The sequence below is a fragment of the Paenibacillus sp. W2I17 genome, assembly GCF_030815985.1.
Lineage (GTDB): Bacteria > Bacillota > Bacilli > Paenibacillales > Paenibacillaceae > Paenibacillus.
Window position 1 is genome coordinate 1122780 of sequence record NZ_JAUSXM010000001.1, and the last position, 25132, is coordinate 1147911.

20 protein-coding genes are annotated in these 25132 nt (G+C 43.4%); 4 read left to right on the plus strand and 16 right to left on the minus strand.

Features of this window, described 5'->3' with window-relative positions; translation table 11 throughout:
* Window positions 1-76: 76 nt before the first annotated feature.
* The 8 genes from QF041_RS04940 to QF041_RS04975 all read right to left on the minus strand — a co-directional run bounded on the left by QF041_RS04940 (window position 77) and on the right by QF041_RS04975 (window position 12680).
* Window positions 77-1687: a response regulator gene (locus tag QF041_RS04940; RefSeq protein WP_307412551.1), complete on the minus strand. Its 1611-nt coding sequence runs from the start codon at window positions 1685-1687 to the stop codon at window positions 77-79.
* Window positions 1687-3426 carry a sensor histidine kinase gene (locus QF041_RS04945; protein ID WP_307412552.1) on the minus strand — a complete coding sequence of 580 codons (1740 nt, stop codon included), beginning with the start codon at window positions 3424-3426 and terminating at the stop codon, window positions 1687-1689. The genes QF041_RS04940 and QF041_RS04945 overlap by 1 nt, the downstream gene beginning before the upstream one ends.
* Window positions 3427-3519: 93 nt before the next feature.
* On the minus strand, window positions 3520-5106 hold the full coding sequence (locus QF041_RS04950; RefSeq protein WP_307412554.1) for an extracellular solute-binding protein: 1587 nt from the start codon (window positions 5104-5106) through the stop codon (window positions 3520-3522).
* Window positions 5107-5171: 65 nt separating this feature from the next.
* Window positions 5172-6041 (minus strand): carbohydrate ABC transporter permease, encoded by an 870-nt coding sequence (locus tag QF041_RS04955; RefSeq protein ID WP_017688329.1) that lies wholly within the window; start codon window positions 6039-6041, stop codon window positions 5172-5174.
* Window positions 6042-6054: 13 nt separating this feature from the next.
* On the minus strand, window positions 6055-7002 hold the full coding sequence (locus QF041_RS04960) for an ABC transporter permease (RefSeq protein ID WP_221821255.1): 948 nt from the start codon (window positions 7000-7002) through the stop codon (window positions 6055-6057).
* Window positions 7003-7201: 199 nt separating this feature from the next.
* Window positions 7202-7957: a class I SAM-dependent methyltransferase gene (locus tag QF041_RS04965; RefSeq protein WP_307412559.1), complete on the minus strand. Its 756-nt coding sequence runs from the start codon at window positions 7955-7957 to the stop codon at window positions 7202-7204.
* A 20-nt stretch (window positions 7958-7977) separates the two neighbouring features.
* On the minus strand, window positions 7978-10263 hold the full coding sequence (locus tag QF041_RS04970; protein ID WP_307412561.1) for a preprotein translocase subunit SecA: 2286 nt from the start codon (window positions 10261-10263) through the stop codon (window positions 7978-7980).
* A gap of 116 nt (window positions 10264-10379) precedes the next feature.
* Window positions 10380-12680: a copper amine oxidase N-terminal domain-containing protein gene (locus QF041_RS04975; RefSeq protein WP_307412563.1), complete on the minus strand. Its 2301-nt coding sequence runs from the start codon at window positions 12678-12680 to the stop codon at window positions 10380-10382.
* 232 nt (window positions 12681-12912) lie between these two features.
* Between QF041_RS04975 and QF041_RS04980 the strand changes: the two genes are divergently transcribed.
* From QF041_RS04980 to QF041_RS04990, 3 genes are read left to right on the plus strand one after another with little or no spacing between them, the layout of a single operon-like run.
* Complete coding sequence (locus tag QF041_RS04980) at window positions 12913-14376, plus strand: spore germination protein (RefSeq protein WP_307412565.1); 1464 nt, start codon at window positions 12913-12915, stop codon at window positions 14374-14376.
* The gene (locus QF041_RS04985; RefSeq protein ID WP_307412567.1) at window positions 14369-15457 is read left to right on the plus strand and encodes a GerAB/ArcD/ProY family transporter; all 1089 of its coding nucleotides are present in this window, start codon (window positions 14369-14371) and stop codon (window positions 15455-15457) included. The genes QF041_RS04980 and QF041_RS04985 overlap by 8 nt, the downstream gene beginning before the upstream one ends.
* Window positions 15454-16575, plus strand: coding sequence for a Ger(x)C family spore germination protein (locus QF041_RS04990; protein ID WP_307412569.1), 1122 nt, complete (start codon window positions 15454-15456; stop codon window positions 16573-16575). The genes QF041_RS04985 and QF041_RS04990 overlap by 4 nt, the downstream gene beginning before the upstream one ends.
* A gap of 94 nt (window positions 16576-16669) precedes the next feature.
* Here QF041_RS04990 and QF041_RS04995 read toward each other — a convergent pair whose 3' ends face one another.
* Window positions 16670-17152: a GyrI-like domain-containing protein gene (locus QF041_RS04995; RefSeq protein ID WP_307412571.1), complete on the minus strand. Its 483-nt coding sequence runs from the start codon at window positions 17150-17152 to the stop codon at window positions 16670-16672.
* A gap of 105 nt (window positions 17153-17257) precedes the next feature.
* Here QF041_RS04995 and QF041_RS05000 point away from each other — a divergent pair, with 105 nt between their 5' ends.
* A complete protein-coding gene (locus QF041_RS05000; protein ID WP_307412573.1) occupies window positions 17258-18232 on the plus strand; it encodes a helix-turn-helix transcriptional regulator in 975 nt (324 codons plus the stop codon).
* A 171-nt stretch (window positions 18233-18403) separates the two neighbouring features.
* Here the strand turns inward: QF041_RS05000 and QF041_RS05005 are convergent, their stop codons facing one another.
* The 7 genes from QF041_RS05005 to QF041_RS05030 form a co-directional block, all read right to left on the minus strand.
* Window positions 18404-19633: a multidrug effflux MFS transporter gene (locus tag QF041_RS05005; protein ID WP_047843067.1), complete on the minus strand. Its 1230-nt coding sequence runs from the start codon at window positions 19631-19633 to the stop codon at window positions 18404-18406.
* A gap of 138 nt (window positions 19634-19771) precedes the next feature.
* Window positions 19772-20992 (minus strand): macrolide family glycosyltransferase, encoded by a 1221-nt coding sequence (locus QF041_RS05010; RefSeq protein ID WP_307412576.1) that lies wholly within the window; start codon window positions 20990-20992, stop codon window positions 19772-19774.
* Between the two features lie 70 nt (window positions 20993-21062).
* On the minus strand, window positions 21063-22427 hold the full coding sequence (locus QF041_RS05015; RefSeq protein ID WP_307412579.1) for an MFS transporter: 1365 nt from the start codon (window positions 22425-22427) through the stop codon (window positions 21063-21065).
* A 196-nt stretch (window positions 22428-22623) separates the two neighbouring features.
* Entirely contained in the window at window positions 22624-22911 is a 288-nt protein-coding gene (locus QF041_RS05020) for a HesB/YadR/YfhF family protein (RefSeq protein ID WP_249910602.1), read from the minus strand.
* A gap of 23 nt (window positions 22912-22934) precedes the next feature.
* Complete coding sequence (locus QF041_RS05025) at window positions 22935-23294, minus strand: HesB/IscA family protein (protein ID WP_249910603.1); 360 nt, start codon at window positions 23292-23294, stop codon at window positions 22935-22937.
* Window positions 23284-23631 carry a winged helix-turn-helix transcriptional regulator gene (locus tag QF041_RS31240; RefSeq protein WP_373461272.1) on the minus strand — a complete coding sequence of 116 codons (348 nt, stop codon included), beginning with the start codon at window positions 23629-23631 and terminating at the stop codon, window positions 23284-23286. Before QF041_RS31240 ends, QF041_RS05025 begins: the two co-directional genes overlap by 11 nt.
* Window positions 23632-23643: 12 nt before the next feature.
* Window positions 23644-25002: an MFS transporter gene (locus QF041_RS05030; RefSeq protein ID WP_307412583.1), complete on the minus strand. Its 1359-nt coding sequence runs from the start codon at window positions 25000-25002 to the stop codon at window positions 23644-23646.
* Window positions 25003-25132: the final 130 nt, after the last annotated feature.

Here is a 25132-nt window from a genome sequence, read left to right on the forward strand (position 1 = left end):
GTAATGGTTTTGGCCCCTTTTTTTTTACAGGATTTCGCGAAAAAATCATACATTTTTTGCATCCTTATTAGGATTTCTACCGTGTCATTTTTATCCGATATTGCTTAGGTGTATCCCCCGTATATTCTTTGAAAAGTTTGCAAAAGTACCCTTCATTGACGATACCTACTTCCTCGCACAATTCCAATAATGAATAATCCCGAACGTTTAACAACTCGAGGGCGAGATGGATTTTTTTACGGTTGATGTAGCTGATCACGCCTTCGTTCATTGTTTTTTTGAATAAGCTGCTAAAATACGATGGTGCTAAATTCACTTCCTCGGCAATTGCCTCCAACGTTAAACGTTGTTTCAGGTTTGTCTCTATATAATGCATTGCACTCATAATTTCTGCACGATGTAATAGTTGGCCCGCGTGCACGTATTCGAATGTGAAGTCGCCAATATAGGCGAGCTGCTCCTGAAAAGCCATAAATTCCATGGGGAAGTCTGGAACTTCCGTGGCCATCTTATTCCCCGATTTAAATTTCACGGTAATGTCTCTGTACAAGTCTCTAATCATTGGCACCATGATGGACTTGTGGATTTTATGGTCCGTAGCAAATTGCGACAGATCGGCAAGTGCATTATCCAGCTCTTCCTTGGAAATCTTTCGTTTCAGCCGTATAAGAAAATCAACAAGCTTCTGCTGAAAGTCTACTTTTTTGTCATTATGGTATTGGAACCGATGCATCGGTGTTTTCACGACTTTTTCGGTATGATAATAGAAATCCTCACTCACATTTTTAGCTTCCGTGTACGCCTGTTTGATCGATTCCCAACCTCGATGTGGACTTCCAAAAGCGACAGACACCCTTTTATTCAAATATTGATGCAAATGAGAGATGATCTGCCCTCCCAAGGATAGGCAAGCATATTCCGTTTCCATATCACTACGGTTATTTTCCCAAGATAGAAAACCAATAAAACGATTATCGGACAGATCCGCAGCTACCCCACTGCTACCATTCATCACTGTTTCTTCGATGATATTTGTTATCGCATACTTCAAGATGTTTTGATCTGCGGCCGCGTATTCGTTTCGGAAACTTTCATACGTATTCATTTCAACGATGAAGCAGCAATAGTTGGATTGAAAGAAATGAAACTGCATGCGATTGGCAAAATCCGATGCCCGATGAGAAGGAATTTCACCTCGGATCAATTCGTTAAAAAATTGCTTACGGACTCTATATTTATTTTCAAGCACAGATACGTTTAACGAGTGAAATTCCGCTTCTTTTTTCTCAAACTCATTTAAAATTCCGGCTGCCTTATCCAACGCTCGATTCAAATCGGCTTCCCTCAGCGGAACCTTTACAATGTACTCCAATACGTTGGCTTGAATCGCTCGTTGAGCGTATTCAAAAGATGAATAGGCGGTCAGAAGTATGTATTGGGTATGGGGGAGCTCCGCCTTGAGCTGCTCAATCATGGAGATGCCATCCATACGCGGCATTACGATATCGGATATGACGATATCCGGTTTAAGTTTTATGATCTCCTCGATCCCATTCAGCCCATTATTGGCTTTGCCCACCAGAACAAATCGTCTATCCCTATGAGAGAGTTCATTAAAAAACAATTCCAATCGTTGAATGATCAGGTCTTCATCGTCAACAATGAAGCAGGTATAGTCTCTCCCCATTATGCATCTCCTTTTGGCAATTCTGCCGGGAATACAGCGCGTATACGGGTTATTTCCTTAGGTATGCTTATGATTTGCAGTCCGAATTGATCTCCGTAGTGGAGTCTTATTCGCCCATGAATATTGTTCAGCCCGATTCGTTTTCTTTTTACTTCCTCTTCACTCGGTTCTGAGATTAAAATATGCTTTATTTTATCAGCTGGAATTCCCTCGCCTTGATCAACAACTTCGATGATGACGATGCCGTCCTCCCTGTACGCATGAATCGTAATAGGTCCCTCAATTCCCCCTCCGTTATAACCATGGAAGATGCTATTCTCCACAAGGGGCTGCAGCAGCATTCGAAAAACAGGAAAATCCATCAGTCCTACTTCGATATCTTCAATCAAGTTGAAGTTTCGGTTATACCGAATGTTCTGGATCTCGATATAGTCCGCTACATTGCGTAATTCCTGGCGTAGGGAAACCTTCTCAGAAGCATCGTCTATCCCGTACTCCAATAATGAAATGAGCGACCCGATCACCACATCTACTTTCTCTATTTGTCCGAGACGTATCACATTGCTGATCGAACCAAGTGTGTTATACAGAAAATGTGGGTTAATTTGAGACTGTAACACCTGGATTTCCAACTTCCGCTCAAGTTCATTATGAAGCTCGGCTCGGCGAATCAGTTCAACAATCTGCTGAAGCATACGATCGAATGCTCGTGAAAGATCGCCAAACTCATCGTTTCGATTAATCGTTATTGTCGTTGTGAGGATACCTTGTTCTACCTGCTTCATTTTTGTTTTGAGCGTATAGAGTGGTTTTCTTATATATTTGGCAACCAAAAAAGAAATGAACAAACTTAAAATAAGACCTGCAGCGAGAAGCTCGAGGTAATAGGTTTCCAATCTGGACAACGCTGCTTTTAAGCGTGATTCATCGTTGATCGAGATGATGGTCCAGTTGAATTTCTCCGTTGGTTTTTTCAAAAGGGAGACCGGAATACCATCGTTGGTAAACAGTTGAAGGTTTGTTTCTGTTGTATCCAGAATTTCTTCCGCTGACGTCTCCCCGATTGAAAAAGAATGATCTTGAATATTCAGAGGTCCTTTATTTTCAGAAAATCCGGCAATGATCTTACCTGACGCAGTGATCAGAGCCAGATTCATTTGTTCCTGTTTATTAATTTTGAACAAGGTTTCTTCAATGGCATTTAGATCCAAATCAACCGCAATGGCCATAGGAAACGGAGCACCGTTCAGATATCGAACCATCGTAACGGTCCAGCCGGAATACTTCGATTTGTAAGGTTCACTAACAAAGGTAGTCCTTCTATTCTTGTCAGCCGCATCAAATAAAGGTGCTCTTTCAGATAAAGGTTCATCGAATATTCGAGTAGGTGTACTTCCACCCAGAATGGATAAATCGCTTTTGATCAAATAAATATTACTGACATAAATACTGTTGAGTTCATACAGCTCCCTTAATTGCTTTTTAATCACTTCGGTATTGTTGATGTTGGCTTTCACTGATGTTTCAACTGAGAAGAGAATCGTCTGGAAGGAGGAAAAATTAACGGTGAAATACTGGTCTACCTTGTCTAGTATTTGATTGGTGTAAAAAATGTCATTGGTTCTTATTTCCTTTTGCACATAGCGATAAGACAATTGGCTTATCAAGATGATGCAGCCTAATACAAATGCAAACACGATAAAAAATAATTTTAAAGGCAAGCTGATTCTTCTTGGCATTGATCATCTTCCTTTTAGTTCCGTTTTAAACTAAGAATAGCATATGCTAATAAAGAGAGGGGCTACGAATAGCCACTCTCTCTTCGTTTATTTTTACTTGATAAGGCCGGCTTCTTTAAATTGCTGGATTGCTGTTTCCTTATATTTCTGCATGTCAAACTTGGTATCCAGCGTCTGGAGGAAATTGTCCCAGTTGGAAAGAGGCTCTTTGCCCGTCATAAATTTAACCAAGCTTTCATTAATGAAACGTGTGCGGTCAGCATCCAAGGTATCGCTTGGGTCAGGGGTCAATAAATTCCCGGGCAACGTTGGCCCCACATATTGCTGATTGTCCTTAAAAGCTTCCGCTGTCTTCGGATTCTGGAAGCTGAAGTACTCCGCATCATCACCACGGCGTGGCATTCTATAATGGTCAACCCACAGGTACTTTTCTTTCATTTCCTTTGATAACTCGGAGGTTTTATTTTTGATCTTGCCGTCTACGACATCCCAATGGATGCCTTTGATTCCGTATGCAAAGTTCGGATAGGCTTCTTCATCCGTAAAGAGATAATTCAGCATGGACAAGATCCGAATGATTTTATCCTCGTCCGCTTTTGCGGATATGGCCCATGAATTGCCCTGGAATGATTTTCTCTCTACAATTTGATCCCCGTAAGGACCTTTCATCGGAGGAATAACGATCCATTCGGGCACCTCGCCACTAATTTCTTTTATTTTCTGCTGATAGTCCGGCTCCAGTCTGCGAGCATCTCTGATCATGAAGCCAACTTTTCCCTTAAACATCTTTTGGTCCAACAGATCAGGCGAATTCATCGTCACCCAGTCCGGGTCAACCACCTTGGCTGCCATCATTTTATTAATGTAAGCAAGCGCCTCTTTCATTTTGGGATCGATAAACAGAAATACCGGTTCATTATCTTTTATCTCAACGGCTGAAGGAGGATTGACGCCAAACATCCACATCAAGCTATCAAAGCCGTAGGTTTGCAGATTACCTTCTTTATTCATACCGCCGATGAATCCGTACGTATCGTTTTTCCCATTCCCGTCCGGATCTTTCTCTGTAAAGGCTTTCATAACTTCGAACAGCTCGTCAGGTGTCGTTGGTACCTCCATATTCAACTTTTTCAGCCAATCGTTACGGATGAAGAAGCTTCGACTGATACCGTTTACATTATCATAGCCTGGAACTCCAATCGTTTTTCCTTGATAGGACATCGCCTCCCAGGAGTCGTTGCCAAACCGCTTTTGTAGTTCAGGGAATTGGTCCATATACGGTGTTAAATCCGCAAGAACTCCTTGGTCGTAATATTGCGCAAGATCAGCACGACTTTTCAAGAAGATCAGGTCTGGAATATCCCCGCCTGCAATGAGTGTATTCAGTTTGGTTGTTGCTTGACCCGCTTGAGGAATCATCATATCCAAGTCGATGTTCATCTCTTCTTCCAACATTTGGCGTTGAATATCTTCATCACGTGGAGGTACGGGAGCAGCAGCATTAAAAGTGCCTTGGTTAAACATTGAGATTTTCATTTTGTTTGCAAACTGGCCAGACTGGCCTTGCGAATTACTCGAAGTTGTTGATGTAACTTCTTCATTGCCCCCACATCCTGACAATAGCGTTCCAAGTCCTAAGATTGCCGACAGAATAGCAAATGAAATCTTTTTACGCTGCATATTGACCTCTCCTTTGCTTGTATATTATCACGGTTTCCCCGTAATAAGTTAGGTTGAAATACCTTTTATCCTTTAACGGATCCCAGGAGTACACCTTTGGTAAAATGCTTTTGCAAAAATGGATAAACGATCAATATAGGAACTGTAGTTACAACAACTGTAGCCATCTGCACAGCGAACGTACTGACAGCCCCGGAATTGGCGAGCGAATCGGCGCTTTGAGTTGCAACGTTAAGGAGGATGTTGCGCAAAATCACTTGAAGTGGCATGTAGTTGGAATCATTGATATATACAATGGCATCAAAATAACTGTTCCAATGCCCGACTGCGTAAAATAAGGAAATGGTGGACAGTACGGGTAAGGACAGGGGTAAAATGATCCGCCATAACGTCTGAAGTTCACTGGCACCGTCTACCCTCGCTGATTCCTCGATTTCACCGGGTAATTGCTCAAAAAAGCCTTTGATGATCACCAGATTAAATGCACTAATGAGATTTGGAATAATCAATACCCAAGGACTGTTTAACAATCCCAGAGAGCGGATTAGTAAATATGTCGGAATTAACCCCCCACTGAACATCATGGTAAACACAATGAAGAGTAAAAACGGACTTCTTCCGGGCAAATATTTTTTGGATAACGGGTAGGCCGCGATTACCGTAAAAAACACATTTAACGCAGTCCCTACAATTGTTCGAAACAACGTAATTTTATACGCCTGCCAGATCCCATGAGAAATGAATACTTCTTTATAGGCCAGAAAGGTAAAGGATTCTGGTATAATCACAATCCCTCTTCTTAATACTTCCGATTCTGGTGTTACGGAGACAGCAACCACATATAGAAAAGGTAGCACGCAAAGTAGGGATAACAAAATAAGAATTACATAAACGACGGTTTGCCAGACTTTTTCCCCGATTGTCAAATGGATCATTCTAAAGACCACCTCACCAAATTTGCCCATCGAATTTTTTGGCGAGCTTATTCGCTGCCAACACTAAAGCAAATCCGATGACAGCTTTAAACAATCCTACTGCAGTAGCCAAGCCAATCTTAAGACGCTCCAACCCTTCCCGGTATACCCATGTGTCGATAATATCGATCTTCTCCTGGTTAAAGGTGTTGGCAAACATGAATATTTGGTCAAAACCTGCATCCAGAATATGGCTTAATTTAAGAATCAGCATCAGAATAATGACTCCTCGAATGCCAGGTAACGTGATATGCCAGAGCTGTCTCCATTTGGAAGCGCCATCTATTCGAGCCGCTTCATATAAGCTTGGATCGATTCCTGCCAAGGCGGCAAGGTACAAAATCGCCCCCCATCCAATATCCTTCCATACTTCAGATAAGATGATCAGCATTCTGCCCCAGGCAGGTTCGGTTAGAAACGAGATGGGTTCAACACCAAAATCCTTCAAAATCATGTTAAAGAGACCATCGCCTGGGGCTAGTAATGCTACCATAATTCCATACACGATGACCCATGATAGAAAATGAGGTAAATAAGTGATTGTCTGTACGATTTTCTTAAACCATTGGCTATACACTTCATTGAGGAGTAAAGCAAGTACGATAGGCGCGGAGAAACCGAACAATAACTTATACAGCGATATAACAATCGTATTTTTCATGATGTCCCAGAAATAAACGCCGTTCATAAAATCGGTAAAATTTTTGAATCCCACCCATGGGCTATCCCATAGTCCCAAAGCCAGGTTGTAGTTTTTAAAAGCAATCATAATTCCCGCCATAGGAATGTATTTGAATACCGCAAAGTAAATTAAAGCTGGTAATAAGAGTGCATACATCACTTTGTGCTTTTGTATCGTCCTTATCCATGTCTTTCGCTTTTTGGAGATGGGAATGGCGTCCGCTGCCAATTTTGCTTGCATTTCATCACCTCGTCTTTGTTTGTATTTGTATAATAGCACCCGCCTATCGGATAAATTTCTGAAATATCAAGAATTTCTTATAAGATTTTAAGGAAGTGTGCCAGGGCTCGTTCCAACAGCTAATTCCGGCAAGTGAGACAAGAACTTGTTCCACTAAAATAAAAAAAGCCGCTATAATAGCGACTTTCAAATGCCGTATTTATACTTCTCCCCAAAAAATCTCAGTTTCATAATCGAATTCAACAATACCCTCTTGATTATTTTTATCAAATAAATGCCGCAGTTCTGTCATCATTGGATCGTAATTTGCATGCCCGGGTACAGGGCTGTAAGAAGATGATAACAACCGGCCTTTCAATCCCTCGAAATCGAACTCCTGACTCATTTTGAATCGCATTTCATTCATTGAACCTTCCTTGAAAAAAGAGAGAAGCATCGCCTGAGAAATATTTTTATGATTAACTTTTTCGTAGTCAGTTCCATATGTATGGAGCAGTTGATTGTACTCTTCACGAAATGGAGTACCGTTAGTAAGACGTGAATTCCAGATGAGTATTACTTTCCCACCTGGCCGTAGAATTCTGCGAAACTCGATTTGGGCTGCGGAGCGATCAAACCAGTGAAATGCCTGAGCGCAGACAATAAAATCAACCGACTGATCAGGTAATCCAGTAGATTCAGCAGAACCTGAGGTACTCTGAAATTTCGGATTACTTTCTAACATTTGCTCGGCGGCTTCCCGCATTGCCTGATTTGGCTCCACCGCGATTACATGGCTTCCGCGTTCCAGAAGTAGTTTTGAAATGATGCCAGTACCTGAACCGATGTCTGCTATATTACTGTTCACATGTAAACCAACGACGTCGTACAAATAGTCAATAGCCTCTTTTGGATAACTCGGGCGGTATTTCAAATACGAATCGACCCGGCTCGAAAACCGTTCTCTATTGTTCATCGATCGTCACGCTCCCATCACTATTTTGACATCCTATATACTGGCTTCAGTAATAGCTTCAAAATCTTACTGCCCCAAAAAGCAAATACCGTCGTTCCGGTCCATGAGCTGCGCTTATCTTGGCTGTATTGATCGTTGATCATATAAGTCCGAGTCGAAATAGGACTCTTCAGACCGAACTGTTCCCATTTGTCGGGATCATTCGAACCTCCGAGTTTTCTAAGCATATTAGCCGACTCATGATCTATTTTAGCCGGAATTTGCTCGAATGCTTGGGTGATTTGCGTATGAAACTCGTCGATTGGGTTGCGACTGGTAATGCTCTCGAGATGGATGCTTTCACGAATGTAAGAAACGAATGCCAGATGGTCAGCCCAGAACTCGTCGATATAAAAAAGCCGTACACGCTGCTCCGATGGACTCATCAGTCTCCCAGCTTTCAAAATTCCGAGCCGTTCTTCATATAGAATTCGCCTCTGATCCTCCACCATATCCGAATAACAGTTCAATTCCCGCTGAATATCGAAGTTTTGACCTATAATAACGCGCTGGATATGCTCGATTTTGCTGCGGAGCGCCGGATCATCAAGAACCTCGTCCTGATTTGGAGCGCGAAACAGTTTATGAATGCCAAAGCGAAGCATCAACTCGTCCTCCAGGCTAATATAAAATACGGAAGACCCAGGGTCACCTTGGCGGCCGCAACGTCCGCGCAACTGGTCATCAATCCGCATGCTTTCGTTCACATATGTACCTATCACGTATAATCCGCCCAGTTTGGCAACCACTTCTGCCTGAGCGGGATTACCACCGCCGAGACGAATGTCGACGCCGCGCCCTGCCATATTCGTAGATACCGTTACCGCGCCTATTTCTCCCGCTTTAGCGATGATTTCGGCTTCTTTTGCATCGTTTTTTGCATTTAGAACCTGGCAAGGTACGCCAGCAGCGGCAAGCGCCTCCGCCAGCATATCAGATTCCTCGACGCTTGACGTACCAATAAGAATGGGGCGTCCCATCCTATGGACGGAAGAGATTTCTTGTACAAGCGCCTTATATTTGGCTTCTTTATGGGTGTAAATTCGGTGTTTGTGGTCGATCCGTATGTTTGGCTGGTTTGGCGGAATTTGCACGACTTGCAGCGCATAGATATCCTCAAATTCCATTGCTGAAGTGTGCGCTGTAGCCGTCATTCCGCAAATTCCCGAATATAGGCTAATAAAGTGCTGAATGGTGATCGTGCCGAGAATTCTCCCGCCGGCCTTCCACTGCAACCCTTCTTTTGCCATCAGCGCAGCTTGCAGCCCATCCGGCAAATACCTGTTCTCGGCCACACGGCCGGTGTGTTCTTCGATTAGCTCAATTACACCGTCCCGGACGATGTAATCGACGTCTTTTTTTAATAACGATTCCACATGCAGCGCACAATTCAATGACGTTAACCAATGACTGTTATGGCTATCGTACAAATTGCCACAGCCCAGCAGCAACTCCGCTTTCGCAGCACCCGCTTCATTCAAGTAAACGTTCCGCTGGAACTCGTCAAAATCGTAATGCTCTCCTGGCCGCAGCTGCCGGGCCACTTCTGAGAAAAGAACGCCATCACTCTTGGAAGCACTCGAATCGCCACTAATAACTAACGGCACCCGTGCCTCATCAAGAAGCAATGAATCTGCTTCGTCGACGATGACGTAATGGAAAGGACGGTGTACGGTATCCGCTTCATTAAATGCGATTGTGTCACGCAAATAATCAAACCCTGCTTCTTTAGCCGTAACATAGGTTATGTCCTTGGCGTAAGCTTCCCGTTTCTCAAACAGGCTCATGCCCGCTTGAACCGAGCTTACCGTTAACCCGAGGAAACGGTAGATCGGGCCCATCCACGCTGCATCTCGATTTGCCAAGTAGTCGTTAAAAGTAAGCACATGAACTCCTTTGCCTGTCAAAGCGTTGAGATAAACAGGCATAACAGCAGAGAGTGTTTTTCCTTCACCGGTATGCTGCTCGATCAAAAATCTCTCGTGCAAAGCAATCGCAGCCATAATTTGCACATCGTAAGGCTGTAATCCGAGTGTTCTCTTCGCAGCCTCGCAGACTAAAGCATAAGCATCAACAAGTAGCTCATCCAAAGGCGTGCCTAATCTTGCTTCTTCTTGCAGCCGAAGAGATTCCGCTTGCAGGTGCTGATCATCCCAAACTTCCAAGTTCCGTTTCCTGATAAGCTCCACTTTGTCTCGATAATCCTTCAACAAACGCCGGTTATCTCGCTCTTTGAATTCACGTATCAACTTGACGACTACATTCATCGGAATTTGATTCCTCCTTAGTAGAAATAAGTTGTGAAAAGAAAAGACTCCATATGGAGTCTTTTTTGTCGATGATTAAAGTGCCACCAAACCATTCGTTATAAGAGAAACCTACATTACTTCTCCGATGGGAGTGGTGTAAAGAGCAGATTGACCGGCAGGTTGCTTCCTGGTGCGGCAGAGAATAGAATGGTCACGCTCTCTCCAGTTGAACCGGTGCGGTAAAGCACGCTTTGTTCACTTGAATTGGCAACCGCAACGTTACCTTCGGCAATCGATACCAACTGATTGTTCACCAGAGCTACTCCGGAGTACTTCCCTCCACGAGGGTTAAAGGAGATAAGCGTACGCGGTGCAACATTGGTCAGCGTGATTTTGTACAATACGCCGAAATTACCAGCATTGGATGCGTCTGTGTATGCCATCGGATCTGTTCCTACCAGATTGGGATCGCTTGAATTGTCACCAAGTGGCAGACGGGCAGGTTTGATTCCCACGTGCTCATCGTACTTTATAACGCGAGTCGCATTCGGGTACGTACCACGGTTGTGCACTCCGTCACGATCAAGCACAGGTAGCAATGGCAGAGCCTCGAACGGATCTTTATTTTCTTCCACCAGGATAACGTTATAGTCTAAGGAATAATCACTATAAGCGTCCGAATAGAGAGAGATTACTTGTCCTTCTTTCATCGGCGTTTTATTAAGTTCCGTCAAAATCAGTTTGCTTTCCCCAGGTTGAAGGTACTCTTTCTTTTGATCCGCTCCAGTCTGAATCGACTTGAACCATTTATCAATAGACAATTTCCCAGCTACGGTAGCATACGGTGTAGGTCCGGCAAAGCCCATATTCTGTTGTTCAAATACGGCTGGATTCGGATTGTTATTGGTTGCAATCACATACATTTTTACTCTTTTGCCTGTATTGTTCACGTGGTGAATCATGAAACGGGTCTGCCCCGAAGATGATTCTTTATATACAATGCCTTCCGTATTCACAGTTTCCGGACTGTTACTGCGGATCAGCAAACTTGGCTCATCCATGTACGTATACGGCACTTTCTCCATCGTAGTCACTTCGCCGCCGTTAAAGGTAAATTTCTGTCCTACTGGTGTGAAGAGTAAATTGAAGTCTGTAAATGAATATAAGGTCTCATTTGTTATGGTGATGACTTTAGAGTACGTGTTCGTAGCGCCGTGATTGTCAGTAACCGTAAGTGTCACCGTTTTTGGACCCGGTTCAAAGAACGCAAGTGAATTGTTCTCCCATACTGCTTTAACAATATCATTTTCATCATCTGTACTTTGGTCTGTGTATGTTATTTTTTCGCCCATTTTATACTGTTCTTTATCCGTGGCGAACATGGCTACAGGAGGAAGATTAGGAGCCAAAACTTCAATCGTAGTTGAATAGGGATCGCTCCATTGACCATTGGAATCCTGTACTTGATATGAAATCGTATATGTACCTGCTTGATCAAATGAATCCTGGCGACCAGTCCAGCGTTCGTCAACGATATCCATTCCATTAGGTGAACTGGAAGAAGTCACGTAGTCTACTTGATCACCCGCAAAGATTTCCTTTTGGGAAATGGTAAAGCTTGCAACAGGTTTTGTATTAAGATTCAACACAACCGTTTTAGCCGACTGATTCACTTTATAGGTGATGTTCAGAGCTTGAGTAATGGAAGTTAACGGCACCATGAATGTACTTTTTTGCTGATAAGCAGGGCCTTTCATCGTTCTGGTCTCTCCATTTACCGTATAGTCCTTGCTGTTAGTCTTGAATCGGAGTTCATCTTCACCACTAATAATGATGGTTTCCTTGGTTTTGTTATCGTATTTGACGCCATATCCCACACGGTCAACCAGCGCACGGATTGCAACATAGGATACACCGTTTTTTACAGCCATTGGCTGTCCAGCAAGATACGTTTTTCCATCCTGCTCCATTTTGTTGCTATTCATGTACAACGTCAGATTTCCACCTGCTACTGCAGGAGACGTCCCATCAACGGATGGTTGCTCTATCTGAGCAGGCGTAGCTGGCGTTTCAACCTTCTCAGGGGTTTCCTCTTGAACTACAGGTTTTGTACCCGTTTCGTTTGCAGGGGTCTCTCCCCCATCCAATGCAGATTTCTCGCTATCTGTTTTGGGTGTTGCCTCAGTGCCAGTCGAGGTTTGAGTGTCCTTGGCTTCAGTGGGCGGAGTGTTGATAGATTTGTTATTGCTCTCCGTCTTCACTTCACGCTCTGCAATCGGCTGCTCTTGCTTTAACACCTCAACTGATTCTACATTGGCCGTGTTTACTGACGCGGTGTCACCTTGCGGTGCTGATTGCGCATTCACAGAACCGACTGTAAATGCTTGAAAAACGGCTAAAGCGGTAAAAATGGATAATTTCTTCTTCATATTCATGCGTTGTCTTTGGCTCCTTCTACTCTCTAGTAATTTATAACCCCTCAAAAAGTCATAGTATTAGACGCTAGATTTAGGAAAAAGTTTCTAATTGAATTGTAAATTATGGATTTTTGTACAACTATTTTTTCAATGTTTGGTTATAAGTTCTTTGAATAAGAAGCGCCTATTGAATAATAGTGTTGATTTTGCACAAGATAATCCATGTCGCATTTTATAAAGAGGTGGATCAATGACCCCAACCAATCAGGCTTTTTCTGAATTAAAAATGAATATTTCTTATGTTGAACAGTCCCTCTACTGTACTGACGATTTGAAACAACAACAGCTTCTACTTAATGGTGTACAGAGTGTGCTTCTCTATATCGATTCACTTGTAGATCAGGAGATCATTCAAACACATGTCTTAACAGCACTGAATAGCCAAGCTCATTCGGAGATTTACCCATCGTTCACCACTTTAGAAAGTAGAAAAGATACGGATCTGCAACGTGGAATAGATTCACTTATTCAAGGGAAATGTCTTTACATAATCGATGGGTACCCGGAGTTTTACATTCTTTCTACCGAGAAAATGTATGTCCGAAGCACAACCGAACCGGAGAATGAAGGCGTTATTCGAGGGCCGCACAATGGATTCGTAGAGCAGCTTTCGGTTAATTTGAATCTGATCCGTAGACAAATTATTAGTCCATCTCTAATCGTTCGATATTTTAACGTCGGCGAGAAGACACATACCAAAATTGCAGTTGTATATCTTCAGGACTTGGCCAATCCGGAGTTGGTGAACGAAGTAAAAGAGCGAATCACGTCCATATCTTCAGATATGGTGCTCGCTCCAGGTTTTATTGAAGAGTTTATGGAGGATAACCCCTTCTCTCTGTTTCCACAGCAGCTCAATACAGAAAGACCTGACCGGGTTATTGCCAACTTGATGGAAGGGCGTGTCGCCATACTTGCCGAAGGAAGTCCTTCAGCTCTTATCGCTCCAGTTACGTTTTTTGCTTTTTATCAAAGTCCAGATGATTACCATGGTCGCTGGATTGTCAGTTCTTTTTTACGGTTAATTCGCATGATGAGTTTTGTCATTGCTTTTACATTACCTGCTGTTTATATTGCTACCATCTCTTTTCACTCTGCTATTTTACCAATCGAACTGGCACACACGATCAAGAAATCATTGCAGAACATCCCCTTTCCTGCACTTGTAGAGGCAATGCTGCTTGAACTGATCTTTGAAGTATTAAGAGAAGCCGGGGTCCGACTCCCCAGCCGAGTGGGCCAGACCATCGGCATCGTTGGCGGTTTGGTTATCGGAGATGCTATCGTTCGTGCGGGGCTTGTATCCTATACAATGATTATTGTGGTTTCACTAACCGCTATCTCGTCGTTTTTGGTGCCTTCGCATGAGATGAGTTCGGCAGTCCGTATTCTCCGCTTTCCAATGATGATTGGAGCGGCGCTTTTTGGATATATCGGCATCGCATTTGGTTTGGTGATTCTAACCATTCACCTCTGTAAGATGGAAAACTTCGGATCGCCTTATTTTGCTCCAGTGGCCCCTTTCCGATTAGCTGACATGAAGGATGTATGGATTCGATTTCCCATCTGGGCGCTTCGCGGGCGTCCTCATGATGCCCGCCCGCAGCGGCTGAATCAGCAGAAGTTCTCTAGGAGTTGGAAAAAACGTGAATAAGGAAACAACAATCACTCGGGGACAATTATTCTTGCTCATTTTGAAATTTGAGATCGGTGTAGATATTCTGTCCCTCCCTTACCGTATACACCTTATCTCTAAAGGTGGGGGATGGATTTCTGTTTTTCTTGGAGGGTTCCTGATCCAACTTGTCATATTGTTGTGCTGGCTTTTGATGCGAAGATTCCCTAGTTCATCCATTTATGACATTGTAACGCTGATTATGGGTAAATGGATTGGCAAGTTGCTGATCATTGCCTACGTTGGATATTTCCTGTTAATGGGCACTTCTGTTCTGGTGAACGCTTACGGTGTGATTAACCGTTGGATGCTGCAGGATACGCCTCGATGGGCTATATTAGCCCTCTTCTTGTTCAGCAGTATCTATTTGGTTCGGCAAAAATTACGAATCATTGCACGAGTACTTGTACTCATCTCCTTTTTGGTCTTGCCCATGATGGTATTGATCAGTTATGGACTCAAGGAAGTAAATCTGTTATATCTTTTGCCATTAACCGAAGCAGGATGGCCCAATATCATTAGCGGATCAACCGAAACATTAATGGCTATGTTCGGATTCGAGTTTTTTCTCGTTGTGTTTCCTATGGTTGAAGGTAGCAGCGGTGGCAAACTTAAGTCTGTTGCTTCAGCAAGTGCTGTAGTTGTGTTGTTGTATGCATTCACCGTGTTCATTTGTTCAACGGCTTTCAGCCCCCAGCAACTTGACTTAATGCCTGAACCGGTCATTTATCTGCTCCGTTCTATCCCACTCGGGACAATGGATCGGGCCGATTTCCTGTTCCTCCCTATCTGGTTAATTTCAATTTTCGGGGCCATATGTGGCTATTACTATACGGCATCCTATGGTATAAGTTATCTCTTCAAACAAAAACACCATAAAAAAGCGGTGCCTTATGTCGTTCTTGCTTCTTGCATAATTGCCTATCTGCCACAACAGAAGGAAAAACTGGAGTTAATTAGTACGATTTCCAACAGATCGGCATACTTTTTTCTCATGATCCTGCCTCTGCTCCTGTTGGTTCTATCTTATATAATGAAACGAAAAGAGAAGATGATATGAGTAAACGGGGGAGAATCCTCATCCTGCTGACCCTGCTCATGGTGATGACGGGATGTTGGGATCAGGATAGTTTAAAAGATGCAAGACTGGCTAATGCTTCGGCGTTCGACATCACCTCAGAGGGTGAAATTAAACAGACGCTTGAAATTGTCGATGATTCTGAGAGTCAACAAGGGAGCAGCGGTAATGAAGTCCACTCAGGCACCGGGAGATCCGTCCGTCAAAGTACAGATAGAATTCGCGCTAAAGTGACTGGTGATATCCGGTTTTTCAAATATGGGATGATCTTATACGGCAACAAACTCGCACAAAATGATATCTACCCCTACCTGGACGTCTTATATCGGGAACCTGATTACCCAACCTCACATGTGAAAATTGCGATTGTGGATGGCGATGCCGGAGATCTGTTACACCAAAAAAAAGTTGGCAGCATATTGATTGGTGATTTTATTACGAAAAAAATTAAGAGTCTGGAGGAATTATGTATTTTTCCGGAAATGACGTTAGAGACCCTTCTCCCTCCCATGCTGGATCCGGGACAGGATTTTACACTCCCTTATCTATATAAGGATGGAGAGGAGATTGATGCTCGGGGAATCGCCCTGTTTCATGGGCAAAGGTTCAGTGGGAGTCTTACGACCGAACAGGCTCCTCTATACATTATTATGAGTGGGAAATGGAATGAAGCGGCGCGTTTTGTCAAAAAGGTCCACCCAGGGCCTTCCAACAACCCGCGGAACTATGTCACTTATGAAGCAAATATCGCACAAATTAAGCGCAAACTTGCGGTAAAGGTAGCAAGTGATAGCCAAATTGATGTGAACCTCCGTATCGAACTTCCAGTAACGATCGTTGAGTATGCAATGAATCATCTTCAGGAAAAGGACACGATTGAACGTCTGAACAGCCAGTTATCCGATGACATGACTCAGGACGCAGAACAAATTATCAAGACACTTCAGCAAAGTGGTTGTGATTCCTTCGGTATTGGCAGACATTTAATTGCCCATTACCCGGACTTATGGAAAAGCCTAAACTGGAATAAAGAATATGCCCAAGTTCGTTTTCACCCGGAAGTAAAGGTTACAATAGTCGGTAGCGGCGTTTTAAATTAATTACATGCTGTCGTGTAATTGGAAAAGCTCTCTTCCATTTTGAAGAGAGCTTTGTCCTTCATATTCAATTCAAAAGTCTTCAGATCTCCACTTCTTATCCATTCCTTACAACAGGAATCCACATTTCACCATATAACAAACCGTTTTTCTCTCCCATTTCAACCGTTGTATTCGGACCGCCAACATAGGCATAATCTTTTTCTACGGGGAGGGCTTGACCAAAGGCAATGCCAGTAAGCATATTACTGAGCGCATCAGCCGTCTCTGCTTCGCCCTTCACAACAAGGTATTCTCCCTTAGGAAATTGGATTACTCTCGTCGCTTCTGGCAGAGATTCTTCTGTCATGACACCAGCATAATGCATCATCTGGTTATTCACTGCTTCGTTTACGGCAAAAATGTAGTCGTTTGTTGCCAGAGACTTTAGTTTGTCCAGGCTTCCATCCTCCTTCACCGTGGACCAAAAATCCGCCTTCTCCTTGCTGATGCCAACATAGTCTGTATAGTCGCTCTTAAGATCCGTTCCAATACCTAACACGATAAAGCTGTCTTTTTCTTCAAAATGATAATTACTCATGGTTTACACCGTCCTCTTTAAATTTTCAATTGATTTGTGTTTTCACTTGATAGGTTTATAATAACCTTAAATCATGTCAGAATATGATACTGTTTAGGGGGCCCAATGAAAAAAGTTGAACGCATAAATACCATCACGCGGTATATCAATAACCGTGCACACTTTACCATCTCTGAAATCATGCGAGAATTTAACATTTCTCGTTCAACAGCCATTCGAGATATCAGAGAAATTGAAGCCATGGGAATGCCACTTGTCGCTGAAGTTGGGCGTGACGGGGGTTATTTTGTCATGAACAACTCCCTCCTGCCCACGGTTCGTTTTACCGATAATGAAATCAAAGCGTTATTCATTGCCTTTATGGCGACAAGAAATCAACAGCTTCCTTATCTGAAGAGTCGTCAATCTTTGGCTGAAAAATTATTGGGCCTTATCTCAGAAAATCAGCAAGATGACCTGGTGCATTTGAATCAAATATTGCTTTTTGAAGGGACCAATCCCCATAATCCAGACTTGCTTGATCTATCAGACCTGCCTCACCCTACCTTGGAAAAACTCATCCAAATTCTTCTTATAGAACGTTATTTGTTAGTCACTGTTCAAGAAGAGAAGAAAACAAAGTCTTATCCCATTGTTCTCTTGCACCTTCATCATCAAAAAGGCCATTGGATCATTGAAGGTTTTGACCTGGAGGAAGAAAAGAGACGAATTGTATCCGTTGACAACCTCATCCATGTCGAAGCATACCCGGCGAAAAAAAGACTGAGTACAAAAAAGATTGTAGAACAACTCAAACGAAACACGCAGGAAGAAGTTATCAACCTTGTCCTGGAACTTGGTCCAAAGGCGATTGCGCAATTCAAAAAATACCATCCTTTAAAGTTTTCAATTGCCTATACAAATCCATACCAAACTACAGCCCTCCTAAAGGCATTTATGAATGTTCATAACTCAGAAGAGTTAACCGAAATCACCAATTGGTTGCTCTTTCTAGGTGAAGACATCAAGGTGAAGGAGATTCCGAAAGAAGTTCTGAATGCTGTACAAGAGAGATTAAGCTTATATCAAATGAAGCAGTGAGCAACCCCCTCCTACCTAGTCTCTCCATTATCTAACAATGCCTTACCGGAATTCAGGCTGAGCGTTCAGTTAAAAAAACCAAAAAAGCCGCTATTGCAGCGACTTGTGATGGAATCATATTCATAGTCATTCATGTCTTACGCCAATGCTTGGCGAGCTGTTCCTTCTATGCTAAAAGTCAGCATTAGACTGGGCATGATTAGGTGTATGCTGCGGGACGTTTTTAACGAGTAGGAAATAAGTAACAATCGCAATGATACTGGTCATTAGTAAAGTGAGTCCTAACGGGACGGCAGTGTCCTCACCCGCGATGCCGACCAGAGGAGCAACCAGTGCACCCAGAAGAAAAGGAACAACGCCGAGCAGTGCTGCTGCACTTCCGGCCATCTTAGCTTGACTCTCCATGGCAAGTGGGAATGCCGCTGTAGACGTAATGCCGATCGAGCATACGAAGAAGAACAATGGAATCACCAACGCGAAAAGTGGACCATGAGCCAGGGTTACGACCAACGCAGCCACACTTGCTATTATAGCAAGCCATAGTCCCGATAATAGCAGCGTCTGCTCAGGGATACGTTTGGCCAATCGACCCACGATTTGAGATCCGATGATCAAACTGATGCCGTTCGAAGCAAACAGTATAGCAAATACTGTGGGTGTGACTCCATATATATTTTGGTAAATAAAGGGTGTTCCCGCCACATAAGCAAAGACCCCTGCCGTCATGATTCCCTGTGCCAGCATGTAACCAACAAATTTGCGGTCACGCAGAAGCATTCTGTAATTGCCCAATTGCTGTTTGAAGTCGGGAACCATACGTCTTTCGACGGGGTGTGTTTCTTTTAAGCTCCACTTTGTCATGATTAATAAGAAAATCCCCAAGAATGAAAGACAGATAAACACGCCAATCCATGTTGTGAAGGAAAGAACCCCACTTCCCGCGATGGGTGCTGCCAGAGGCCCCAAATTCCCTACAAGCAACAGCAAAGAGAAAAATTTAGTGAGTTCATGTCCACTGTATAGATCTCTAGCTATCGCACGGGAAATGACAATTCCAGCTGAAGCCGCAAATCCTTGCGTGAAACGAAACAAAATCAATAGTCCGATATTCGGAGCAAAAGCACATGCCAAGGAACAAATAATGTAGGCTGCCATACAGATCAACAATGGTCTACGTCTACCGTACGCGTCACTCAAAGGACCCATAACGAGTTGTCCTACACCCAGTCCTAATAAACATGCGGTAAGGCTAAATTGTACAAGTGATGCCGTTGTATTCATATTTTGTGCAATCTCGGGAAAAGCCGGTAAATACATATCAATCGTAAATGGACCTAATGTAGAAAATAAACCTAGTAGTATTGCCAGTCCAAAAACATTCCAATTCGTGCTCTTCGCCATAATAAATAAAATCTCCAATTCCTTATATAATTTGCAAGCCTAATCGAGTATAAGACATAGAGTTAACTGTAGGTCAAGTCTTAAGACTATTAAAACCAAAAAAAGCCGCTTATTAAGCGACTTTGAATGGAAAACCATTTAAATTGTGTAACTTTTCCGATCTGAACCCATATGACTCATAATCATTTCGGCAGCTCGCTTGTAACCGCCTGCCTGCCTTAGAGATTCACCAATGAGGTAAGCCTGCCGTCTATAAAGTGAATTGTGTAGTACTTCTGTTAATGCCTCTCTCAAATTAGTTGCACTGAGATTATGTTTATTTAAAGTAATACCCGCGCCCAACTCCTGTACCCGATTGGCGACAAGAGGCTGATCCGATGTTAATGGAATCATCACCATTGGAACGTTATAATATAACGCCTCACTTGTGCTGTTCATTCCAGCGTGTGTAATAAAAACATCGGTATGCTGCAACATGTCCAACTGGGCAATGTATGGCTTGACGATAAAATTAGGAGGTATTTGATCCGCCAGCGGCGTCATGTCCGTGTACTTTCCTGAAGATAAAACAACATTCACGGGTAGGTCCCCTAATGCTTCAAAGCAAAGCTGATAGAAATCCAAATTTTTATTTAAAATCGTACCCATAGCAATGTACACGGTTTGCGGGTACCGTTCACGAAGCAACTCAAACGAGAAGGTTGGAGCATCTTGACGTGTTATGATCGAAGGACCCGTGAAAATAAAACGATCATCCAGCTTTTCTGCCTGCGGCTGAAAATAACGGCTGGTGTACACGAGCTTTAACTGACCTGCATGTGCCGGAATCTCTTCCATGGCTGGAATACTCACTTGAAGCTCTTCAGCTAACTCCGTTGTAATCTTCATTGTAGCCTCATAAAGCTCCTTCGTCTCCATCTCATTCAGAACTGAGCTAGACCCCAGAGGCTCCACAAAAGCAAAGGACGCAATCGAGCACACCGCAGGAATTCCCAGTTTTTCTGCAAGAATAGTCCCTCCCCATCCCATCAGGGAATCAAAGATCATATAATCAAACTTTTGATCCTCGACCACCTTCAGCACATTGGGGATGATCCTCCGGATAATACTTACCATCATATAAATGAACTGATACGGATGCTTGTATTCCTGGGGTTTCAACACCGGATCATGAGAGAAGGCATCTTGTGGAAACGGATAGGTAATGATCTGCGCACCGGTTTGTTCAATTCGGGAACGGTACTCCTCCGTGCACACATAGATGACTTCCTCACCATTGTTCATCAACTGAGTAACTAATCCTAACGATGGATTCACATGTCCTTCAGCTGGAGTAATGACTACTAATACACGTGCCATCTTACCCACCTCCCAATGCAATTAGTCCCCCCGTTCTTCGTGATGTATTTAACGACGCGGTCGTCATCCGTTACATGGAGATGTTGTCCTTCACTTGGTTGATTGGATGATGTTCTTGATGAACGAGTTTGGTAATTCGTAGTGATGCCAAGAAACTTAACAAGACCCATAATAATTGCAGTGTTAACACGATCAAAACACCTGTCGATATGCCCCACTGTAACGTTTCGGACAAGGCAATCAGAGCTCCACCAACGCCAATGCTTACGCCCATATAGAAGGAATCCACAAATTGCAGATTCGCGGACATTTCGCCCTCTTTCCTGGGCAAGGCATGTTGTAAAGCAATGGCTGCCGTTGTAGGGTTGGCCAAACCAACACCGAACCCTGTAATCATTTGTGAGAGAAGGATGAGTATAATCCCGCCGTCCGTCAAAATAAGAGCCAGGATCACAAGTACAGTTCCAACGATCATAATCCCAATGCCCGTCATGACCCTACCCTTTCGGGCACGACCTTGATCTCGTGCATCAAGCTTGGCTTGTAACCACGCTGCGGCGGACCAGCTCAGGGAGCCTGCTGCTACAATGAGGCCGGCAAGGTCAGCTGATAACCCCTTCACTTCGGTTAGTGCCAAGATCACAAAACTTTCCGTTGTAAAATAACAAGCAACATATAGCCCTCTCGAAACCAAAGTAGCAGGCAACCCTTTTTTTACCGAAAAAGTCCCTACTGGCAGCAATTTACGCATTGGTGTGATCATGACGACTAACCCACCCAAAGTGAGTAATATACCTTTCCAATCGGTTATCATACCAAGTCCTGTGAGTAACAGCCCCGTTCCAACGGCAAGCAGAATCGCATACATAATCTTTGAGTCGGTTGCTCGAGCTGGACCTGACAGATCTTGCTGAAGCTGCAAATTACGGAAAGAACGGAATGTGAGACTCAACGCTATTCCAATCAACGGTAAAACGATCCAGAAAACATATCGCCACGAGATGTAGGAAGCTATAAGGCCTGCTGCATAAGGTCCAATTAAGGTAGGCAGGACAAATGCCAGGGAGAATGCGGCCAGGATTTGAGTACGAAGTGTATCTGGATAATGTAACGTCACACAGGTATAAACACATGTGATCAGGGCCCCCGCTCCAAAACCTTGAAGGGCTCTTCCAGCAATAAGCATGTGCATATCGAAAGAGATCGCGGAGACCACAGTTCCTAACACAAAAACACTAAAAGATATCAGCATGGATGTAAAAACGCCGCGCTTGTCAATCTGCTGACCCATAACCAAAGTTCCAATAAGCTGAGATAACAAAAATGCACTGAAGATCCAACCGTATAAATGAATGCCCTCTAAACTTTGTGCCATTTTCGCGGCAATCGTCGTGATAGCCAGTCCTTCGAAAGCTACGGTTGACAGAACCAGCATAATCCCAATTGTAGGCGCCCTGTACTGAGCATCAAAAATCCCAATCTGATTGTTGTTTGTCTTCTACACCTCCATAATTTGATGGATATTATGGTAAAATAAACCTTTTTACATCCTGAATATACATGAAGTGTTATACTTTGTAAAGTTAAATGTTTAAAAAGTGAGATTAGGGTCTAGAATAGGGTTGCCATGTTCAATAGGAGATTTTGCTTGAAAATATGCCATTTTCATTACAGTCAATTTGGAGAAGTTCATCCTCCAGGATCCAGGCATCTGTTTTTTCAACAAAGAAATGAAATCCTCCGATGGATTGAACCAATGCGGGATCGACCGGTGTAGCACTCGCATTTATGCCAATGGTAAAAGCATCGGAGCCTCCTCCAACATATTTGGCGTAAATCCTTACATATTGGTCCTCTTCCAATTCCCATTCATTCTTAAATGAATCGATTGCTTGGTCAGATATTACAAATGAGATCATTGCTCTGCACTCCTTCCTTCAGTTCAGTCACATTTTTTCACTTCGCCACGATAATTGGCCATTCTGAAACTGGCCCCGCATCCACACGAAACTTTGGCATTTGGATTATTCATGGTGAATCCGCCTAACATTCCGCTCTCTTCATAGTCAATCTCAAGACCATCAATATATGGAATACTGTTTGCGTGAACCAATATCCTAAATTGCTTTTTATTTAACACAATGTCTTCTTCTGCCTGCTGTTCATCCACGATAAGGGTATAAGACAAACCACTGCATCCCCCTTCATCAACGCCTACTCTAAGGAAGGCATTTTGGATATCCGCACTTGATAAGATCTCAACGATTTTGTCCGATGCTGAATCACTGACCTCAATGATCATCTTTATTCCTCCCGGTGGTATCATTTTGAAATTTGGTATCCCAGTCCATTAGACAGGGTATGAATGTCGCAAGAGCAGCTCCTTTTGGCGTAAGTTCATAAATAATTTGTGTAGGACGTGTCAGTATTGTTCTTTTGACCAAATGATCATGTTGAAGACCCTTTAAACGTCTGGAGAGGATCATTTCGGAAATGGAAGGAATGTTATCGAATATTTCACCGAATCTCTTCGGGCCTTGAGAAAGAGCACACAAAATATGGATCGTCCATTTCGTTCCGATGATGCGATAAGCTGTAAATAGTTTATTCGGATCTTCAGTGAGCAATGGTCTGTACACCCACTTTCTTATTCATCCGCGTGGTGAGATCCGAGTGCTGGCAATGATACTCGTGACGATTAACAAGAGATGGAAACCCATGGCTACAATTAAGCCGGATTGAAGTGACATACCGCCAGCCTGACACACGACAAGAATGGAACCACCAATACCGATCACTACACCAGGTGTAAAAGAATCTGCAAATTGCAGATTTGCCGAGGTTTGGCCCACGCCTTCTTCCCCCGTTTGGGAAAATGCGACAACACCACTAATCGGATGCGCCAATCCAATACCAACTCCTGCAATGATCTGACCAATAACTGCAATGGTAACGGTCACAACAGGTACCCAAAATACGATGGCAATCCCTATGGCAAGTAACAATACGCCAAGAATAATTCTCATATGACGTCCACTGCCCTGATCTGCCGCATCCCACCGTCCTTGCAGATACGCAATGATACACCAACTTAATGCAGCACTCGCCACAATTAATCCGGCCTGAGAAGGTGTAATTCCTTTCACATCGATTAGAGCCAATACCAAGAAATTCTGTGTACTAGTATAGGCAGCGAAGAACAAGCCACGTGTTGCCAAAATAGCTGGCATTCCTCTGCGCAACGTAAGTGTTCCCTTCGGTAGCAATTTACGGAGCGGAAATAACATCAAAACTAGGCCAATCACGACTAAAACAAATCCCATAATGCTCGGAAGCATACTTAGACCAACCAGGAAAATCCCTGTACCTAACGTTAAGAGTAACGCCATCCAAGTGGATGAAGATCCGCTATCTCCTCCCGTCTTCTGCACTTTCAATTTCCTAAAGGCAGGTAAACTAAGCAATGCTGAAACCACTAGCACAGGTAAGATCCCCCAGAAAACAAAGCGCCAGGACCACTGATCTGCGATAAGGCCGGCTACATATGGACCAAGCATGGACGGAAGAACATAGGCTGTACCAAATGCTCCAAGTATTTTGGCACGTAACTCATCCGGGTAACTTAAGGATATAGCCGTATATACACAAGTCATCATAGCTCCGGCACCCAAACCCTGCAGGGCCCGTGATCCTATCATGGTATACATGTCGCCTGCGGTTGCGGCAGCGATCAGCCCTACGATAAACAACAGAAGTGCAAAAGTGAACGGTGCTGCAGGTCCTCTTTTATCAATGATCCGACCGACGACCAGCGTCCCGATAATCTGCGCAAGCAGATATGTACTGAATATCCATCCGAACAGGCTAAGGCCGTTCAAGTCTCCAGCAATCGAAGGAGCAATGGTGGTTACGGATAGACCTTCGAATCCAACGGCCATCACTGATAAAATAATCCCTATGGTTAGTGCAAAATAACGCGGGCTGAAAATACTTTGATGATTAGACGACATGAAATGTGACCTCCAAGAAAATTGGTATGTATACATCGTATCCGGATACTTAGTAAACATTTTTGTTTATAATGTCTAAGCTACAGTTCGGCTTTGACTTTGTCAACATTTTTGTTTAAAATGTAGTTAA

Bases quoted from the DNA above. Each gene is read 5' to 3' on its own strand.
- QF041_RS04940 (WP_307412551.1), bottom strand. From the start codon at position 1,687: ATGGGGAGAGACTATACCTGCTTCATTGTTGACGATGAAGACCTGATC.
- QF041_RS04945 (WP_307412552.1), bottom strand. From the start codon at position 3,426: ATGCCAAGAAGAATCAGCTTGCCTTTAAAATTATTTTTTATCGTGTTT.
- QF041_RS04950 (WP_307412554.1), bottom strand. From the start codon at position 5,106: ATGCAGCGTAAAAAGATTTCATTTGCTATTCTGTCGGCAATCTTAGGA.
- QF041_RS04955 (WP_017688329.1), bottom strand. From the start codon at position 6,041: ATGATCCATTTGACAATCGGGGAAAAAGTCTGGCAAACCGTCGTTTAT.
- QF041_RS04960 (WP_221821255.1), bottom strand. From the start codon at position 7,002: ATGCAAGCAAAATTGGCAGCGGACGCCATTCCCATCTCCAAAAAGCGA.
- QF041_RS04965 (WP_307412559.1), bottom strand. From the start codon at position 7,957: ATGAACAATAGAGAACGGTTTTCGAGCCGGGTCGATTCGTATTTGAAA.
- QF041_RS04970 (WP_307412561.1), bottom strand. From the start codon at position 10,263: ATGAATGTAGTCGTCAAGTTGATACGTGAATTCAAAGAGCGAGATAAC.
- QF041_RS04975 (WP_307412563.1), bottom strand. From the start codon at position 12,680: ATGAATATGAAGAAGAAATTATCCATTTTTACCGCTTTAGCCGTTTTT.
- QF041_RS04980 (WP_307412565.1), top strand. From the start codon at position 12,913: ATGACCCCAACCAATCAGGCTTTTTCTGAATTAAAAATGAATATTTCT.
- QF041_RS04990 (WP_307412569.1), top strand. From the start codon at position 15,454: ATGAGTAAACGGGGGAGAATCCTCATCCTGCTGACCCTGCTCATGGTG.
- QF041_RS04995 (WP_307412571.1), bottom strand. From the start codon at position 17,152: ATGAGTAATTATCATTTTGAAGAAAAAGACAGCTTTATCGTGTTAGGT.
- QF041_RS05000 (WP_307412573.1), top strand. From the start codon at position 17,258: ATGAAAAAAGTTGAACGCATAAATACCATCACGCGGTATATCAATAAC.
- QF041_RS05005 (WP_047843067.1), bottom strand. From the start codon at position 19,633: ATGGCGAAGAGCACGAATTGGAATGTTTTTGGACTGGCAATACTACTA.
- QF041_RS05010 (WP_307412576.1), bottom strand. From the start codon at position 20,992: ATGGCACGTGTATTAGTAGTCATTACTCCAGCTGAAGGACATGTGAAT.
- QF041_RS05015 (WP_307412579.1), bottom strand. From the start codon at position 22,427: ATGCTGGTTCTGTCAACCGTAGCTTTCGAAGGACTGGCTATCACGACG.
- QF041_RS05020 (WP_249910602.1), bottom strand. From the start codon at position 22,911: ATGATCTCATTTGTAATATCTGACCAAGCAATCGATTCATTTAAGAAT.
- QF041_RS05025 (WP_249910603.1), bottom strand. From the start codon at position 23,294: ATGATCATTGAGGTCAGTGATTCAGCATCGGACAAAATCGTTGAGATC.
- QF041_RS05030 (WP_307412583.1), bottom strand. From the start codon at position 25,002: ATGTCGTCTAATCATCAAAGTATTTTCAGCCCGCGTTATTTTGCACTA.